The sequence below is a fragment of the Roseateles chitinivorans genome, assembly GCF_050632235.1.
GTDB lineage: Bacteria > Pseudomonadota > Gammaproteobacteria > Burkholderiales > Burkholderiaceae_C > Roseateles > Roseateles chitinivorans_A.
The window spans coordinates 1,504,698-1,521,127 of the sequence record NZ_CP192584.1 but is presented as its reverse complement, the minus strand read 5'-3'; the positions used below and the strand labels follow the sequence as shown (position 1 = coordinate 1,521,127).

Annotated in this window: 11 protein-coding genes; 4 read left to right on the top strand and 7 right to left on the bottom strand. The window is 70.2% G+C overall.

Going from position 1 to position 16,430, the window contains the following annotated elements:
* Nucleotides 1-8 precede the first annotated feature (8 nt).
* A complete protein-coding gene (locus tag ACQ859_RS06850) occupies nt 9-2,399 on the top strand; it encodes a diguanylate cyclase domain-containing protein (protein WP_431265138.1) in 2,391 nt (796 codons plus the stop codon).
* 24 nt (nt 2,400-2,423) lie between these two features.
* Here ACQ859_RS06850 and ACQ859_RS06845 read toward each other — a convergent pair whose 3' ends face one another.
* The 4 genes from ACQ859_RS06845 to ACQ859_RS06830 all read right to left on the bottom strand — a co-directional run bounded on the left by ACQ859_RS06845 (nt 2,424) and on the right by ACQ859_RS06830 (nt 6,883).
* Entirely contained in the window at nt 2,424-3,002 is a 579-nt protein-coding gene (locus ACQ859_RS06845; protein WP_431265137.1) for a 3'-5' exonuclease, read from the bottom strand.
* Between the two features lie 52 nt (nt 3,003-3,054).
* Nucleotides 3,055-4,098, bottom strand: a complete 1,044-nt coding sequence (locus ACQ859_RS06840) for a VTT domain-containing protein (protein WP_431265136.1) — start codon at nt 4,096-4,098, stop codon at nt 3,055-3,057.
* 57 nt (nt 4,099-4,155) lie between these two features.
* Complete coding sequence (locus ACQ859_RS06835) at nt 4,156-4,842, bottom strand: class I SAM-dependent methyltransferase (protein WP_431265135.1); 687 nt, start codon at nt 4,840-4,842, stop codon at nt 4,156-4,158.
* A gap of 136 nt (nt 4,843-4,978) precedes the next feature.
* Nucleotides 4,979-6,883 carry a methyl-accepting chemotaxis protein gene (locus ACQ859_RS06830; RefSeq protein ID WP_431266477.1) on the bottom strand — a complete coding sequence of 635 codons (1,905 nt, stop codon included), beginning with the start codon at nt 6,881-6,883 and terminating at the stop codon, nt 4,979-4,981.
* Nucleotides 6,884-7,273: 390 nt separating this feature from the next.
* Here ACQ859_RS06830 and ACQ859_RS06825 point away from each other — a divergent pair, with 390 nt between their 5' ends.
* On the top strand, nt 7,274-9,514 hold the full coding sequence (locus ACQ859_RS06825; protein ID WP_431265134.1) for a PEP-CTERM sorting domain-containing protein: 2,241 nt from the start codon (nt 7,274-7,276) through the stop codon (nt 9,512-9,514).
* Here the strand turns inward: ACQ859_RS06825 and ACQ859_RS06820 are convergent.
* The gene (locus tag ACQ859_RS06820; protein ID WP_431265133.1) at nt 9,481-10,071 is read right to left on the bottom strand and encodes a DUF3455 domain-containing protein; all 591 of its coding nucleotides are present in this window, start codon (nt 10,069-10,071) and stop codon (nt 9,481-9,483) included. The two genes, ACQ859_RS06825 and ACQ859_RS06820, sit on opposite strands and share 34 nt — an antisense overlap.
* 270 nt (nt 10,072-10,341) lie before the next feature.
* Here ACQ859_RS06820 and ACQ859_RS06815 point away from each other — a divergent pair, with 270 nt between their 5' ends.
* Nucleotides 10,342-10,788: a hypothetical protein gene (locus ACQ859_RS06815; RefSeq protein ID WP_431265132.1), complete on the top strand. Its 447-nt coding sequence runs from the start codon at nt 10,342-10,344 to the stop codon at nt 10,786-10,788.
* A 39-nt stretch (nt 10,789-10,827) separates the two neighbouring features.
* Here the strand turns inward: ACQ859_RS06815 and ACQ859_RS06810 are convergent, their stop codons facing one another.
* Nucleotides 10,828-14,652 (bottom strand): ribonucleotide reductase N-terminal alpha domain-containing protein, encoded by a 3,825-nt coding sequence (locus ACQ859_RS06810; protein WP_431265131.1) that lies wholly within the window; start codon nt 14,650-14,652, stop codon nt 10,828-10,830.
* Between the two features lie 294 nt (nt 14,653-14,946).
* On the opposite strand from ACQ859_RS06810, the gene ACQ859_RS06805 reads away from it, so the two are divergent.
* A complete protein-coding gene (locus tag ACQ859_RS06805) occupies nt 14,947-15,615 on the top strand; it encodes a GGDEF domain-containing protein (protein WP_431265130.1) in 669 nt (222 codons plus the stop codon).
* A gap of 72 nt (nt 15,616-15,687) precedes the next feature.
* On the opposite strand, the gene ACQ859_RS06800 is transcribed toward ACQ859_RS06805, so the two are convergent.
* Nucleotides 15,688-16,338, bottom strand: coding sequence for a DUF1134 domain-containing protein (locus ACQ859_RS06800; protein WP_431259214.1), 651 nt, complete (start codon nt 16,336-16,338; stop codon nt 15,688-15,690).
* Between the last annotated feature and the right edge of the window lie 92 nt (nt 16,339-16,430).

The following is a 16,430-nucleotide window of genomic DNA, read 5'->3' as shown; positions in this document are numbered from 1 at the left end:
TCCGACCGATGCCCGCCCCCTCGTTCAGCCAGTCCGTCGCGGAACGCCTCCAGGTGAGACGCCTGGTGGTCTTCGGCCCCTTCCTGGCGCTGGGGCTGGTACTGGTCGTGCTGTGGGCGCTGGTGCTGTGGTTCGCGCTGCTGTATCCGAAGTCGCTGGTCGAGGACCTGCAGGACGACCTGCACGGCATCGCGCTCAACGCGACCCAGGACACCGAACAGCTGCTGCGCGAGACCGAGGGCAGCCTGCGCACCCTCGACCTGCTGCTGCTCACGCGCAGGAACGAGCGCCAGGACCTGGACGCCACGGTGTCGTTGCTGGCCGATTCGCTGCGCGACAACTCGCGCGGGATCACCGACGTCATGCTGGCCAGCGCCGACGGCCGCCTGTGGCGCATCCCGTCGGTCACCGGCGAACCCTATGTCGACCTCGGCGCGAAGAGTTTCCTGTCGGAACTCGGCCGCCCCAGCGCGCCGAGCATCGTCCTCGGCGCGCCGATCCGGCTGCGGCCGGGGGCCCACCTCGTGCTGCCGATGGCCACGCGCCTGAGCGCACCGACCGGCCCGTTCACCGCGACCGTCGGCTTCATCGACCTCGATGCGCTGCTGCGCCTGTACCGCACGCGGTCGATGCGTTCGGGCATGGCCGTGCTGCTGGAGCGCGACGACGGCGTGGCGATGGCCCGCTGGCCCGAAGTGCCGGGCCTGATCGGCACCAACATGCGGCAGGTCCCCGGCGGCGAGGTGCTGCCGCCGAGCCCGCCCGCGAGCGGCCAGTTCATGGTGACGCAGAGCCCCGCCGACGGACGCGACCGCATCGTCTCCTACCGCGTGCTGCAGGACTACCCGCTGCGCCTGTTCGTCTCCTTCGAGCGGGACCGCATCCTCGCCGGCTACCTGCAGCAGCGGCGCGCGGTGCTGGGGTTCTCGCTCCTGGTCACCGTGATCGCGGTCGGCCTGATGGCCTGGTTCACGCGGCTGCAGCAGCGCGCCCGGTTGCGCGAGGCCGAACGCGAGGCCACCGCCGACGCCTCGCCGATGGGCCTCTTCCGCTGCGACCTCCAGGGCCGCACCGTGTATGCCAACGAGACCTATCTGCGCCTGCTGGAGGTCGACCGCCGGGACCTGGCCTGGGGCTGGCTGGACCGCCTGCCGGCATCGGAGCGCGAGTTGACCCGCGAGCAATGGGCCGCGCTGGTCGCGGTCGGCGAGCCGTTGGACCGCGTGCGGCAGCTGACGCGCCGCGACGGCACGGAGATGCTGGTGCGGCTGCGCATGCGGCCGATGCGGCTGGGCGGACGCATCGTCGCGCACGCGGGCACGATCGCCGACATCAGCGCCGAGCTCGCCGCCCGCCGCGAACGCGAACGCAGCCAGGCCGTCATGGGCGCGATGGCGCAGAGCGTCAACGTCATGATGCTGGCCGTCGACACCGACGAACGCGTGCTGTTCTGCAACAAGGCCTTCGAGCGCCGCTTCGACATCCCGGAGAAGTCCGGGCTGGGCCGTCTCGCCTCGGAGGTCTTCGGCGACCTGTACCCGGCCGTGCATCCGCTGATCGAGCGCGCGTTCGCGGGCGAGACCAGCGTCGTCGAGATGCGCGACGACGACGGCATCAGCCGCCCGATGCCGCTGGACGGTGAGGACCGCGGCGAGACGCGCTACGTCGAGCTGACCTACGCGCCGCTGGTCACCGACGACGGCACCATCATCGGCGCCTACGGCGTCGCGCGCGACGTCACCGACGTCAAGCAGGAACAGATGCGGCTGCTGAAGGCCTCCAACACGGACCCGCTCACCGAGCTGCTCAACCGCGCGGGGTTCGCGTCGCAGGTCAACGCGGCGCTCGGCCGCGCCACCGACCGCGACGAACTGGTGGCGCTGCTGTACCTCGACCTCGACCGCTTCAAGCCCGTCAACGACGAGTACGGACATCCCGTCGGCGATGCGCTGCTCCAGGCCGTCGCCGGGCGGCTGCGGCACGCGCTGCGTCCGCAGGACCTGGTCGCGCGCATCGGCGGGGATGAGTTCGCGGTGTTCCTCACCCACGTCGCGAAGCCGGTCGACGCGCAGGTCGTCGCCGACAAGCTGGTGCACGCGCTGACCATGCCGTTCCGCATCGGTGCGCTCGAACTCCACATCGGCACCAGCGTCGGGTTCTGCGTCCAATGGGCCAGGCAGGCCGACATCGATGAACTCGTCACTCAGGCGGATGAGCAGCTCTATCGCGCCAAACGGGCCGGGCGGGGGCGGTCGAGCGGGAACCTCTGTGCGGAACGGAAGCCTGCGCAGGCGCAGGCGCCGTCGGACTCCGCATGGCCAGGCGCGGGCTCTCCACGGGGCATGGGGGATCCCTCCAGGACCCCCAAGCCCCATTCCGGCCCCACGGAGATCAGTTGACGCCGTGAGAGTCGGGGGCTGTGGTCAGCCGCAGTTGCCGAAGTCACCCGGACTGCGGCCGTCCAGCGACGCGGTCGGCGTCAGGGGGCCGTGCTTCAAGCGCATCAAGGTCATCTGCAGGACCTTGGCATCGGCACTGGCACGATGGCGCCGCAGCTTCGCTTCGGCACGGACTTCCTGCTGCACCGCGTTCCAGCGCTGGGCCTCGTCTTCGCTGAGGAGGCGGCGCAGGTCCTCGATCCGGAAACGCGGCAGGCGGCCGACGCTCTCGAAGAGCTTGCTCATCCACGGGTAGTCGTGACCCCAGCTGTCGGAGTAGACGGTCTGGCCGGCCAGGCGCCGGTTGAGCTCGTCGGCGACCCACTCACGGGGGCGGCCGTGACGCAGCAGCAGCTCGCGCGTGATGCCGTGCAAGGCCTCGGCCTGTTCGTCCCAGTGCTCCCATTCGGGCGCCGGCTGGATCAGCGAGCAGAACGCCAGGCCGCCCGCCTCGACGAAGCCGATCTCGATCGGATAGCTGCCGCGTCCGAAACCGGACGCCTCCAGATCAAGGATGGTCGGCGCGACGACCGGGGAGGCGGCAGGCAGGACGGCGACGGTCATGGGCGCGAGTATGCAAGCGCCGGGCCAGCCGCGGGAGCCACCCCTCCTCAGATCAGGGGACGGCGGGCGTCGCCGAATGCAGGGCGGTGGGGGCCGTGGTCGGAGGGGCCGCCACCGGCTTGGGCGGCTGCCCCACCACATCGCCGTCGCCGCTGTCACCCCGGTCCCGGCCCTGGCGGCGCTGCAGTTCATGCCAGCCGTCCAGACCGCCGTCCAGCGCCAGCACGCGCGGGTGTCCGCGCTGGAGGAGCTCGTGCGCCCCCTGGATGGCGGACACCTCGTTCGGGCAGTTGCAGTAGAGGACCAGCAGGCGGTCGTCGGGCAGTTGCGCGGCGTATTCCGGCAGGCGCGTCAGCGGGATGTTGAGCGCCCCCGGCAGCGTGCGCGGGTCGGCGGCACGACCCGGATCGCTGCGGACATCGATGAAGAGCGGCGCCATGTCCTGCTCGACGAGCGCGGCGGCGTCCTCGACGCTGATGCGTTCGACCTCGCCTTGCAGCTTCGCCATCTGGCGGCGCCGCCGCCAGCGGTTGCCGATCAGGAGCAGCAGCACCGCGAGGATGGCGATCACCGCGTACAGGCCGGCGTTGGAGAGGAAGTCCAGCACATCCTGGATCTGGTCGCTGAAGATCAGGCCCAGGCCCAGGAAACACGCGGTCCAGACGAGGCCGGCGACGGCGTCGTAGGCGACGAAACGGCGCCAGCCCATGCCGAGCGCGCCGGCCATCGGCGCCGCGACGACGGAGATGCCGGGCAGGAACTTGGCGGCCAGCAGCGAACTGCCGCCCCAGCGCGCGATGAGGCTTTCGCTCTGGCGGACGCAGACGTCGGGCGAGAGGGAGACGCGGCACAGCAGCCGCAGCACGCGGTGGCCGTAGCTGCGACCGGCGATGAACCAGAGGGCGTCGCCCAGGACATTGGCCAGCACGGCCGCGACGACCAGCGACAGCGCCGACAGGCGGCCCGCCGCGGCCAGTCCGCCCGCCACGACCAGCAGCGGCGCCGCCGGCACCGGCGCGCCGATGCGCGCGGCCAGCGTCACGAGGAAGACGAGCAGGAAGTCGTGTTGGATCAGCAGGTCGATCAGGGCGCGCATGCGACGCATTGTCGCGGCTGCCGATGACACCCGTCGGCGGTGGGGCGATTCAGGCCGTCAGGAGACCAGCCGCGGCGCCTTGGGGCGGGCGACGAAGGCGAACTGCACCCACTTCGTCTCCTCGAGCTGCCGGCCGAAGAGCCGGAACGCCAGCCGGCGCTTGATCGAGGAGGTGTACCACTGCTCGTTGATGCCCTGGACGCTGAGGACCTCGTAGCCGCATTCGTCGAACATGCGCAGCGCGCTGGTGCGGGTGAAGAAGCGCAGGTGCGTCCGGTCGCGGACGCCGCAGGGCTCGTAGCGGAAATCGCGGTCGTGGACCAGCGGCCAGATCGTGTCCAGGTGCAGCAGGTTGGGCAGCGACGCCAGCACGACGCCGCCGGGCGCGAGCAGCGGCGCAGCGTGGTTGAGCGCCTCCCACGGATCGGGCATGTGCTCGAGGACGTCGTTGAAGGAGATGACGTCGAAATGGGCCTCGGGCAGCGTCAGGGCGGGGCCGAAGAAGCCCTGCATGACGCGGTCCAGGTGGGCCGCGGCACGCTCCGCAGCCCCGGCGTCGGGTTCGACGCCCCAGACCTCGGTGCCGGGATGGGTCAGCTTGACGGCCTCGCCGAAGGCACCGGTGTTGCAGCCGACGTCCAGCAGTCGGTGGCAGTCCTTCGGGAGGAAGGCCAGCATCTCGCGCCGCGCGGAGTGCGGATAGTCGAATCGGGCCAGGGGACTGGCGGTACGGAGAGCCGGCATGGGAACCTCCTCGGCGTCCGCCACGAGCACCGCGGCGGTGCGCGAAGCATAGTCAGGAGCGGCGCCCCTCGACATCCTCCTCTTTCGGGACAGGGAAGTCCCGACCGCGCCGGCCGGGCCTAACCCGGGACAAGGATCAGAAGGAGGTCCAGTCGTCGTCGCCGGCCAGCACCGGCTCGGCCACCAGTCGTGCCGGCGCGGCGGCGGGCCGGACGACCTGCAGATCCGGCGTCGGCGCCGAGCGGCGCTTCGGCGCGGACGTGGCCGCGACGACGCGGACGCTGGGGCGGGCGCCGCCGACGCTGGTGGTCGAGGCGGTGCTCATCTTGGCCGGCAGCGGCACGGCGCGCGGGGAGGTCACCCTCGGCGGCGTCGCGACCCGCGCGGCAGCCTGGATGTCGGGCCGCGGCGTGGCGCGAGCAGCCGGCGCGGCGGGTGCGGCTGAAGCGATCGGTACCGCAGCACGCTCGTCGCCACCGATGTGGAAGACGGCCACGGCGCCGACCATGTCGGCGGCCTGCCGCTTCATGCTGTCCGCCGCGGCGGCGCTCTCCTGGACCAGCGAGGCGTTCTGCTGCGTGGCGCGGTCCATCTGGGTGATGGCCTCGCCGACCTGGGTGACGCCGGAACTCTGTTCGACGCTGGCGGCGCTGATCTCGCCGACGATGTCGGACACGCGGCGGATCGCCCCCACGACCTCGGTCATCGTCGCGCCGGCCTGGTCGACCAGGCCGGTGCCCTGCTCGACGCGGGCGACGCTGTCGCCGATGAGCTGCTTGATCTCCTTGGCCGCGCCGGCCGACCGGCTGGCCAGGCTGCGCACCTCGGAAGCGACGACCGCGAAGCCGCGCCCCTGCTCGCCGGCGCGGGCGGCTTCGACCGCCGCGTTCAAGGCAAGGATGTTGGTCTGGAAGGCGATGCCGTCGATGACGCCGATGATGTCGGCGATGCGGCGGCTGCTGTCGTTGATGCCGCGCATGGTCTCCACGACCTGCCCGACCACCTCGCCGCCGCGGACGGCGACCTCGCTGGCGTTGCGCGCGAGCTGGTTGGCCTGCTGGGCGTTGTCGGCGTTCTGGCGCACGGTGGCGCTGAGCTGCTCCATCGAGGCGGCGGTCTCCTCGATCGCGGCGGCCTGCTCCTCGGTGCGCGCCGACAGGTCGTTGTTGCCCTGGGCGATCTGGGCGCTGGCCATGGCGATCTGGTCGGCCGAACCGCGCACCTGGCCGATCAGCGTGACCAGCTGCGACTGCATCACGCCCATCGAGGCGAGCACGCTGTCGGCGGGCGCCGACGCGGCGCCTTCGACCGGACGCAGGTCGCCGTCGGCGATGCGGTGGGCGGCGTCGGCGAGTTCCGCCGGCTCGGTCCCCAGCGCCGTCATCAGGCGACGGGTGATCAGCCAGCCGAGTCCGGCGGCGATGCCGACGGCCGCCAGGCTGATCAGGGACATCCACCAGCGCTGCGCCTGGTACTGGGCAGTGGAAGCAGCGGCGACCTCCTCGCCGCCCTTGGAGGCGTATTCCATGTACTCCCGGGCGGACTGGAGCAGGGCCGCCAGCAGCGGCCGGCAATCCTTCGTCATGGAGGCCATCGCCTCGTCGCGCTTGCCAGCGGCGGCGAGCTCGACGATGTGCGCGGCCACCGGCCCATACTTGGCTTCGACCTCGACGATGCGGGCCAGCAGCTCGCGCTCGCGGGCCGTCGCGTCGGGGGCGACAGCCACGGCCTCGCTCAGCTTCTTCAGGTGCTGGCCGATCGCGGCGTGCGCGTCGAGCGCCATCTTCTTCGACGCCTCGATGTCGGTGGCGTCCTGGACGATGACCATGTCGCGCACGCCGATCGCGCGGCGGTTGGCGTCGATGCGGACGTCGACGGCCATCGACTCGCGTTCATTGATGCCGTGGACGAAACCGCTGAAGCGGGCATCCGCGGCAGCCAGATCGCGCAGGGCGACGACGCTGACCAGCACCACTGCGGCGACCAGCGCGGCGAAGGCGAACATCAGCTGCTTCTTGACCGAAAGAGCATTCATGACCAGTCCCTGGAAAGCGTCGAAACGGCCGAAATGCTACTTTTGAAACTCATGCCTCGAATGTGTCACTCTCCCCGTGCCGTGACACAGTGCGGGATCGGTTTTCCCCTCCCCGCATTCGCGGGGAGGACCACCGTGATGGGGGTCACGGGTCGCGTGCATCCCCTATGGCAGCGGGGGATTTCCCGCCTTCGCCGAACAACGGTCCGACCGCCGTATGACCGTTCCCATGGAACAACCGGGCCGCTGAGCGGTCGGGTGGACGGTGAATGCGCGCATCGATCGATGACAGGCGTGTGTCAAAGAGGCCGTCAGGGGCACCCTGCTCGGGCGGTGCCGCCCGGGACCGGTGCCTCCTAGCATCGCGTGAATTTTTCACACGAGACCCCCGTTGCCATGGCCCACCTCCTGTCCCGCCGCTCCGCTTCCGACCTGCGCCGCGCGCCGGTGTTCCGCCTGAGCGGACTGGCGCTTGCCGCGCTGCTGCTGCAGGCCGGTCCGGCCGGCGCCGCATCCTTCGACCTCTGCGGCGCGTTCACGGCAGCGCAGACGCTGGGCAGCGGGAACGGCCAGACCGGCGCGCTGTGCGCGACCGGCACGCTCACGGTGGGCGGCTCGACGGTCGCGGTGACGGTCAGCGGCAACAACGCGACGCTCAACAACCTCGGCACCATCGTGCAGACGGGCACGGGCCGCGTGATCCGCGACAACACCGGCGTGCAGAACCTGGTCATCGTCAACGGCAGCGCGAGCAACAGCACCGCGCTGATGCGCGCTCAGGACGCCGACCTGATCCAGATGAACAAGTCGCCCGCGAGCGTCACGCTGACCAACTGGGGCAGCATGATCTCGACGAACGCCTCGGGAAGCGGCAACCAGGTGGTCGACTTCAACGCGATCGCCTCGGGCAGCAACGTCGTCAACAACCAGGCCGGCGCGCTGATGCTGGCCTACGAGGCGGACGCGGTCCGTCCGGGCGTCAACGGCATCGTCAACAACGCCGGCACTATCCGCTCGGTCACGACGTCCGGCTCCAGCAGCGACGGCGTCGACTTCCAGGGCAACAGCGGCATCACCTTCAACAACCTGTCGGGCGGCCTGCTCGAAGGCGGCCGCCACGGCGTGACCGGCGGCCCGGACACGGCGATCGCCTGGACCGGCGCCATCAACAACGCGGCCGGTGCAACGATCCGCGGCATGAACGGCTCGGGTCTGAACTTCGACGGCTTCAATGCGCTGCAGGTGATCACGGTCCGCAACGCCGGACTGATCACCGGCAACGGCGTGACCGGCGACGGGGACGGCGTCGACGTGGACGGCCCGCTGGACCTCATCAGCAGCGGCACGATCCGTTCGATCAACGCGTTCTCGCCGCTGGGCAGCGGACTGGCCTTCAGCGAAGGCATCTCGGCCGGTGGCGGCACGATCCGCAACACCGGTCTGATCGAAGGTCTCGTCGCGGCCGGCAACACGAACGCGGTGGGCCGCGGGATCTCGCTGGTCGGCAACGACATCACCAGCGGCCCGAACACCGGCCTGCGCGAGGCGCTCTACGCGAACACGACCGTGATCAACGGTGCCGGCGGTGTGATCCGCGGGTCCAGCGACTCGGCGATCTACATCGGCGGGCTGGGCGGCAGCGGCAAGCTGGTCCGCATCGACAACCAGGTCGGCGGCACCATCGTCGGCGGGGGCACCGCGGCGGCAATCCGCTCGGCCTCGGACTACGACACGACGGTGGTCAACGCCGGCCGCATCGACGGCAGTGCGAGCGGCGTGGCGATCGACCTGGGCGCGGGCCGCAGCACGCTGGTGGTCAGCGGCGGCCAGGCGGTGATCCTCGGCGACGTGCGCGGCGCCAGCGGCGCGGGCTCGGCGACGGTGCGCTTCGAGGTCGGCAACGGCAACCAGTTCAGCTACGCGGGCGCCTTCAGCAACGTGAACCAGATGCAGGTCGAGAGCGGCCGGGTCGTGCTGACCGGCCAGAGCCAGCACGTCGGCACGGTGACGCTGGACGGTGGCGTGCTCGAGCTGCAAGGCGACCAGCGCCTGGGCGCGGCCGGCGCGCTCGAGGTGAACGGCGGCACGCTGAAGGTGACCGGCGGGAACCAGAGCTTCGCAAGCCTGTCCCTGCTGGGCAGCGGCGCATTCGAGCTCGACGGCGCGGGGCTGAACTTCGCGTCGGTGGGCAGCGTGGTGGCGGGCAGCGTGCTGACGGTGACGCAGCTCGGCGCCGGCTACGCGCTGCGCTTCGCCGGCGACCTGTCGCACGACGCGAGCTTCCTGAACCTCGTCGCCGCGACCAAGGTCAACGGCCTGACAGCAACCTACAGCTTCAGCAACGGATTCACGACGCTGAGCGCGGTCCCGGAACCGTCGACCTACGCCCTGCTGCTCGCCGGCATCGCCGTGCTGGGATGGCGCCTGCGCAAGCGCGGCGCCCCCTCTAAAGCCGCCCTTCCTACCCCTCTCACGCGGAACCATCCCGATCGGCGCCTTTCTTGCTCCCTCTCCCGCTTGCGGGAGAGGGTGGGGGTGAGGGCCAGCGGCGTAGGCAGGCAGCGGCTTCTTGCGCGCCGAGCCACGCCGGCAGTCGCGACCCGTCAGCGCATCGCCACCGGCGCCCAGAAGATGTAATCCGCCTGGTAGTCGACGACCTGCTTCTGCCCCACGCCCGTGGCGTCGCACGCCGTCTGCGGCGCGACGCCGCCCTTGGTGGCCACGCGCTGGATGTGGCTGACGCCCTGCATGGCCCCCATGCCGATGGCCGGATTGGCCTTCACCAGCTGCAGCGGGATGCTGCCGGCCGCCGCGGGCGCCACCGCCACCTGTGTGCCGGTGACCTTGGAGCCGTCGCGGGCTTCCCAGGTCGCCGGCGGGCCGTAGTACTTGCCGACCGTGGTGCCGCGCCTGTCGTTCAAGGCCGCATCCGGACCGACGAACACCCACTCGAACTGGCCGGCCATGTCCTTCTTCGCCCGACATTCGTAGGTGATCTTGCCGACGCCGACGGTTTCCATCGACACCTTGTGCCCGTCCGGCACCTGCACGGCGGCGGGCAACCCGGCCTGGGAGAACGCCGGGCCGGCCGATCCCGACGGGCCGGACATGGCACAGGCGCCGAGCAGCGCGACCGGCGCCAGCAGGACAAGAACGGACGTGGCGCGGGAATTCAGGGCGTTCAGCGGGGTCATCGCAGCTCCTCGGGGGTTGGCGGCGAGGCCCAAGCGCCCCACCGAGAACGCTGTACGCAAACGCCGTCTTAACGGATTCGTTTTCCGCGAAAAAGGTTCGCGGGAGGTTGGCGGGCGGGTCTGCGCTACGATCAGCCGATAGACCGTGAGCCTGTCATCCCGAAGTCTTCGCTTCGCTCTCCTGTCGGAAGCCGTGCAAGTCCTCGCCTTGATTGCTTGGCGAATCTGTTCGCCCCGCATGTCGCGGGGCGGGATCGGAGGAGGAGCACCATGCCTGTCCCACAAACCCTCGACGAGCTCCGTGCTTCGTTGCGGCAGAGTGTCGATGCGCTCCAGCGGCGTCAGGCCAACGAGATTCCGGAAAAGCTGATCGACCGCCTGGTCGACCTGGACTGGCTGGAATGGCATGGCGGCGGCCTTCGATTGACCACCACCGGGACCAACGTCCACCGCCAGGAACTGGCCCGGATTCGCGCAATGGCGGAAACGTCAGGCTCATCGATCACCCCCAACCTATCGGAGGCCGATATCGCTACCCCCAACTACTCATACGAAAAACGCCAACGCGAGCTGGCCAAGAAAAAGAAGAAGGAAGAGAAGGCCTATCGCAAGGCCAGCGGCGCGGGCTCCGACGCCCCGGCGGATGAGCCGACCGCCCAGGGCGCACCGGCTGGCGGCGACGCCCCCGCGGAAGACAAGGCGCCGGGCCAGGCCTGACCCTGGACATCGCGCCGGGCATGGCGCCCGGCGGGGCGGTCACCCGCACTGCCCCACGAACCCGCACGCGGTGCAGAACTCGCACCCGTCGCGGTGGATGAGCGTGGCGTTGCCGCACTCGGGGCACTTCTTGCCGGCCATCGCCACGATGCCGCCGGCCTCCGAGGCGGCGCGCGCCGACCCCGCGGCCGCTCCCGCGGCCTTCAGGGGCGCCTGCTGCATCAGCCCCATGTCGACGAGCGGATAACCGCTCTCGTCCAGCACCCCCAGCATCGCGTAGCGGTGGATGACCAGACGCGCGACATACGCGACCGTCGACGGCCACACCTGCTGCCGTCTCTCCCCGGACAGCGTCGGCACCGGCGCCATGAAATGGCCCAGCGGCTCGCCGACATTGAGCAGCTTGCGCAGCTTCATGCCGATCCAGCCCGGGTCGAGCACCCGCATGTCCAGCGACAGCAGCCGCGCCAGCCCGTCCAGCGCCTTCGGATAGTTGCCTGAGAAGCCCATCGCGCAGGGCCGCGTGACGCTGCCGCCGTCGGGCGTGGGCAGGCTGACCTCCTTCAGCGTCAGCGTGAACAGCTCGCCGGTGGCCGGGTTGTCGACGTCGACGGCCCACGCGAGCGTGCCGGCCGTGCCGGTGCGCGGCTCCTCCCGCGAGAACATCGCGTCGAGCACCGGCGTCGGACCGCCTTCCTGCAGCGCGCCGAGCTGCTCGCAGCGCCAGCGGATCACCGCGGCGGTCGCCGCGACCACGCCCGGGAACAGCCGCGGCTCGCCGAGCGGCGGCATCGGCATTTCAAACGCGCGTTCCTCGGCGACGGTCGCCAGCGCGTCGAGCTTCAAGCGCAGCCAGGCCGCGTCGTTGGCGCGCAGGTCCATGGACAGCGTCTTGGCCATCGCGCCCAGACCGCGCGGCTGCTCCGCGCCGTTGACCCAGACCTCGAACGGCAGCGTCCGGCCGAACAGGCCTGCGTCCGGTCCCTCCGCCGGCAGCTCGCCAACGAAGAGCGCGAAGTCGCCATGCGGGTGGCGGATCATGGTCGACCACGCGGGATTGCCCCCAGGCATCTCGGGCCGGCTCGGCCAGCGCAGCGAGGCGAGCACTGGCTTGGGCAGGCGCTCGACACGCAGCCGCTGGTTGGGACCGATGTCGGCCTTCAGCGGCTCGGGCTTGGCGATCGGCTCCACGCTGAGCACCGCGCCCAGCACGCTGTTCGGGCGGTAAGTGGCGAGGCCCTTCAGCCCGCTCTTCCAGGCCAGCCGGTAGAGGTCCTGGAAGTCGCCGTAGGGATAGTCGGCCGGGACGTTGACGGTCTTGGAGATCGAGGTGTCGACGAAGGGCGCGACGGCCGCGACCATGGCCTCGTGGTCCGACGCCTGCAGTTCGAGCGCGGTGACGAAGGCGTCGGTCAGCGGTGCGTCGGCGCCGAACAGGTGGCGGTAGAGCCGCCAGGCGTGGTCCTCGACGGCGTACTCCTTGAAGGAGTTGTCGGGCATGCGCTTCCTGCGGGTGTAGCTCCACGAGAACGCGGGCTCGATGCCGTTGCTGGCGTTGTCGGCGAAAGCCAGCGAGATCGTGCCGGTCGGCGCGATCGACAGCAGGTGCGAGTTGCGCAGACCCTGCGCGCGGATCTTGTCCTTCAGCCACGGCGGCAGCCGCGAGGCGAAGTTGCCGCCCGACAGGTAGAGATCGGCGTTGAAGAGCGGGAACGCGCCGCGCTCGATCGCGAGGTCGGCCGACGCCTCATAGGCGGCGTCGCGCATGATCTCGCTGATGCGCCGCGCCATCGCACGGGCGGGCTCGCTGTCATAGCGCAGGCCGAGCATCACCAGCGTGTCGCCCAGGCCCGTGAAGCCCAGCCCCACACGCCGCTTGTTGGCCGCCTCGCGCGCCTGCTGAGGCAGCGGCCAAGGCGTCACGTCGAGCACGTTGTCGAGCATGCGGGTGGCGGTCTTGCAGATGTCGGTGAACTCGGCCTCGTCGAACGAGGCCTTCGCCACGAACGCGTCCTTGACGAAGACCGTCAGGTCGATCGAGCCGAGACAGCAGCAGCCGTAGGAGGGAAGCGGCTGCTCGGCGCAGTTGTGGACCATCAGGCCGTTGGCGTCGAAGGCATGCACGTGCTCGACCGTCACGTCGTAGACGGGCTCGACGCCGTCGGGATCGACGGAAGCGACCGTGGCCACGAAGCGCTCGCGATCGGGCGCGCTCGCTTGGTCCTCCACGCACCTTGAGAGCAGTCGTGTCTTCGCGGCATCCGAGAAACCGATCCGGGCAGCAAAGACATCGAGGTTGTCCCGAGCAATGCCGAGTTCGATTCCGCTTTCGTGGCGATCCAGAACGCTCGCAACACCGAAGCGCAGCAGCATTCGTTGAATGCCGCGTCCGATACGCTCGTCCTGTAGCCGCAGCATCGCCCTCGGTTGCCCGTTCGCTGACGCTGTCATCGTGCCGCTGACATCAAACAGATCGCGCAGGTACGAGCTCTGAACGGTCGACGAGGCGACCTCGACTGCCCGAGTCAAGTCGCCTGCCTCCGTCAGCCATGCGCCGTTGCCCACAGCGCGGACTTCTTCGGCGAGCTCCGTCCGTCCGATCCATCCGACACAAGCCCGATGGTCGTGCAACACGACCTCGTCACCAGGCTGCAGGGCTCCCGCAGGCGTCCAGGTCAATTCGGACTGAGCACCTTGCCGCTTGAGCACCCGCCTTATCAGGTGATTCGCGGTCAGCCGCAGCGAATGCCCTTCCTTCGTCTTCAGAGCCAACACGGGCTTCGTTCCCGTCAGGAAGAAACCGGCCGACTCCGTCCGGTAGGCCTTGCCGTCGACCATCGCCAGGAACGGCATCCCGATCAGGTCGCTGACCTGTCGCGGGCCGTCACCGGTCAACACCCAGGTATCGGCCGTCACGCATGGATTCGTCGCGTTGATCGACTCGCAGTAATGCAGGTTGTTGTCCGCGTTGATCCGGTCCAGGAACAGCACCCCCGGCTCCGCGTGGTCGTAGGTGGAGCGCATGATCTGGTCCCACAGCTTGCGCGCCCGCATCCGGCGGTAGACCCACAGTCCGTCCGCGCGCTGCGTCGCGCCGGCCGCGCGCTGCTTGTCGCCCGGCGCCGCCTTGTGCACGAGCTCGATGTCCGAGTCCGCCTCCACCGCCTCCATGAACGCGTCCGTCACGCCGACCGAGATGTTGAAGTTCTTCAGGTCGCCCTGGTCCTTGGCGTGGATGAACGCCTCGATGTCCGGATGGTCGCAGCGCAGCACGCCCATCTGCGCGCCACGACGCGAGCCGGCCGATTCCACCGTCTCGCAGCTGCGGTCGAAGACCCGCATGTAGCTCACCGGGCCCGAGGCGCTCGACTGCGTCGACTTCACGTACGCGCCCTTGGGCCGGATCCGGGAGAAGTCGTAGCCGACCCCGCCGCCGCGACGCATCGTCTCGGCCGCCTCGGTCAGCGCCGTGTAGATGCCGGGATGGCCATCCTCCTCCTCGGCGATCGCGTCGCCGACCGGTTGGACGAAGCAATTGATCAAGGTCGCCGACAGCCCCGTCCCCGCCGCCGACGCGATCCGCCCCGCCGGCACGAAACCGCGCCGCTGCGCTTCCAGGAACTTCGCTTCCCAGTGCGCGCGCTGCTCGGGCGACTCCGCCGCCGCCAGCGCCCGCGCCACCCGTGCCCTCACCTCCTCGAGGCTGCGCTCGCCGCCCTTGGCGTATTTCTCCAGCAGTACCTCGGCGCTGATGTCCTGGGGCGGCAGCGTGTCGGCGGTGGCCTGCAGCGGCCGCTGCGACGCGGCCGAAGACGCGGATGGCGCAGAGGGAAGCGCGGACGGGGGAACGGTCTTCTGGGTCATGCGGGGATCTCCGTCAACGGGGCCCGGACCATCCTAGTCCCGCCCCTTCGCGACCCGTGTCCCCGATCCACGAAAGCGTCATGGCTTCGGCAGGAGGCCGTCATCCGATCCACCTCTCGCCCATCCCCCGGTCACCGTCGCCGAGCGCTCATCGGCTCGTCACCAACCTGGCGTCGGCGTGTCCACCGGTAAGCACGCACTTGCGGCCCACACACCATTTGATGCGAGTGCAACGGCGTTTCCCCGGGTTGGCCCCATAGATTGGTCGTATAGCGGACGCTATTCTTTTCAGTTATGACTCCCGATAAGGTCTTGCGCTCCAGCCCCAATACGTTGGGCGATCTGGAACAAGGCTGCGCCGAGGCCCGCCGTCTGATCCTGGACAGCCAACTCGATGCAGCCCGTTCCCGTCTGGACGAGTTGCGCAAGATCCACGGCGACAACCACGCGCCGATCCAGGAGGCCTTCAGCGCCCTGGCCGAGGCGCACGGCGACTTCAGCGTCGCCCTCGCCCACTTCAAGCGATTCCATCTGCTGGCGATCGAGTCCGGCGCGTCCTCGCCGCTGGCCTCGCGCGATCAGTTGCTGGCCCGGCTCGTCGAGCGCCAGCAGCAGAACTCCCCGGACATGGCCTGGTGCCTGGTGGCGCTGGGCGCGGCGCGTGCGCCCGCCGGCGCGCTGCCCCACATGCTGCGTCAGCAGTGCCGCGCGCAGGACGTGCTCGCGCTCGGACAGGGCGAGGCGATGCTGATGCTGCTGCACGACGTGGACCTGCCCACCGGCCGCAAGGTCTGCGAGCGCTTCCGCGCGGTGTGGATGCAGCAGCAGCCGACCGCCGGTCCACTGAGCATGGGGCTCACGGCCTGGCGCGGTCCGGGCGACACCGGCAGCGGCCTGCTTGGCCGCGCCGAGCAGGCGCTCGCGCGCAGCCAGCGCGAAGGTGCGCCGCTGCGCACCGGCTGAGCAGGCTGAAGGGGCCGCAACCCGGCCGGCCCCGCGTGGACGCCGCCACTGGCGGCCTTCCGCCCTGCGATCTCAGAACGGATTGATCGTCTTCTCGCGCCGGTAGTGGACGTAGCCGACGCTCGCCCCCGCGCGCAGGCCCACGCCCAGCCGGATCGGCGCCAGCGTGACGCCGTCGGCGCGCTGGTAGTTCACGCCCGCGCCGCCGATGTAGTACAGGCTGCCGTCCACGCCGGGGAAGCGGCGGTAGATGTCGCTCGTCTTCGGGAGCTTGTAGACCAGCGTGAACACCTTCGAGGCATTGCCGCCGACGTCGAACCCGACCGACGGCCCCGCCCAGTAGACGTTGGCGCTGCCGCCGCGCTTCATGATCAGCTGGCCCTCGCCGTAGCGCAGGCCCACGGTCAGGGCGCCGCTGGCTTCCTGGCCCTTGATGTAGGCGTTCGGGCGCCCCTGGTCCTTGAAGGCCTTCTCGATCACCTTGGCCAGGCCTTCGGTCGTCTCGCCGAAGAACTCCGTCGCCGCATGCACGACCGAGTCCTGGTCGTAGGTGTCGTCCTCGCCGTCGGCCGCCAGCGCTGGCAGCACGGCCAGTCCGGGTGGCAGCACCAGCCCCGCGGCGGCATAGCGGCCCAGCCGCCCCAGCGCGTCGCGGCGCGCGCGCATCGTCGGCGCCTCGCTGAGATCGATCAGTCCCTCGGTCGGCATGTCATGACGGTTCATGTGAATCTCCGGGTAAGTCTGGATGGCGTGGGGTTCTGGCGTCGCCCGCGCCAGGCCACGTCGGATGGCAAAAAGAGTGCCCGCCCTGCGAA

Coding starts and splice junctions, on each gene's coding strand:
- ACQ859_RS06850 (WP_431265138.1), top strand. CDS start 9: ATGCCCGCCCCCTCGTTCAGCCAGTCCGTCGCGGAACGCCTCCAGGTG.
- ACQ859_RS06845 (WP_431265137.1), bottom strand. CDS start 3,002: ATGACCGTCGCCGTCCTGCCTGCCGCCTCCCCGGTCGTCGCGCCGACC.
- ACQ859_RS06840 (WP_431265136.1), bottom strand. CDS start 4,098: ATGCGCGCCCTGATCGACCTGCTGATCCAACACGACTTCCTGCTCGTC.
- ACQ859_RS06835 (WP_431265135.1), bottom strand. CDS start 4,842: ATGCCGGCTCTCCGTACCGCCAGTCCCCTGGCCCGATTCGACTATCCG.
- ACQ859_RS06825 (WP_431265134.1), top strand. CDS start 7,274: ATGGCCCACCTCCTGTCCCGCCGCTCCGCTTCCGACCTGCGCCGCGCG.
- ACQ859_RS06820 (WP_431265133.1), bottom strand. CDS start 10,071: ATGACCCCGCTGAACGCCCTGAATTCCCGCGCCACGTCCGTTCTTGTC.
- ACQ859_RS06815 (WP_431265132.1), top strand. CDS start 10,342: ATGCCTGTCCCACAAACCCTCGACGAGCTCCGTGCTTCGTTGCGGCAG.
- ACQ859_RS06810 (WP_431265131.1), bottom strand. CDS start 14,652: ATGACCCAGAAGACCGTTCCCCCGTCCGCGCTTCCCTCTGCGCCATCC.
- ACQ859_RS06805 (WP_431265130.1), top strand. CDS start 14,947: ATGACTCCCGATAAGGTCTTGCGCTCCAGCCCCAATACGTTGGGCGAT.
- ACQ859_RS06800 (WP_431259214.1), bottom strand. CDS start 16,338: ATGAACCGTCATGACATGCCGACCGAGGGACTGATCGATCTCAGCGAG.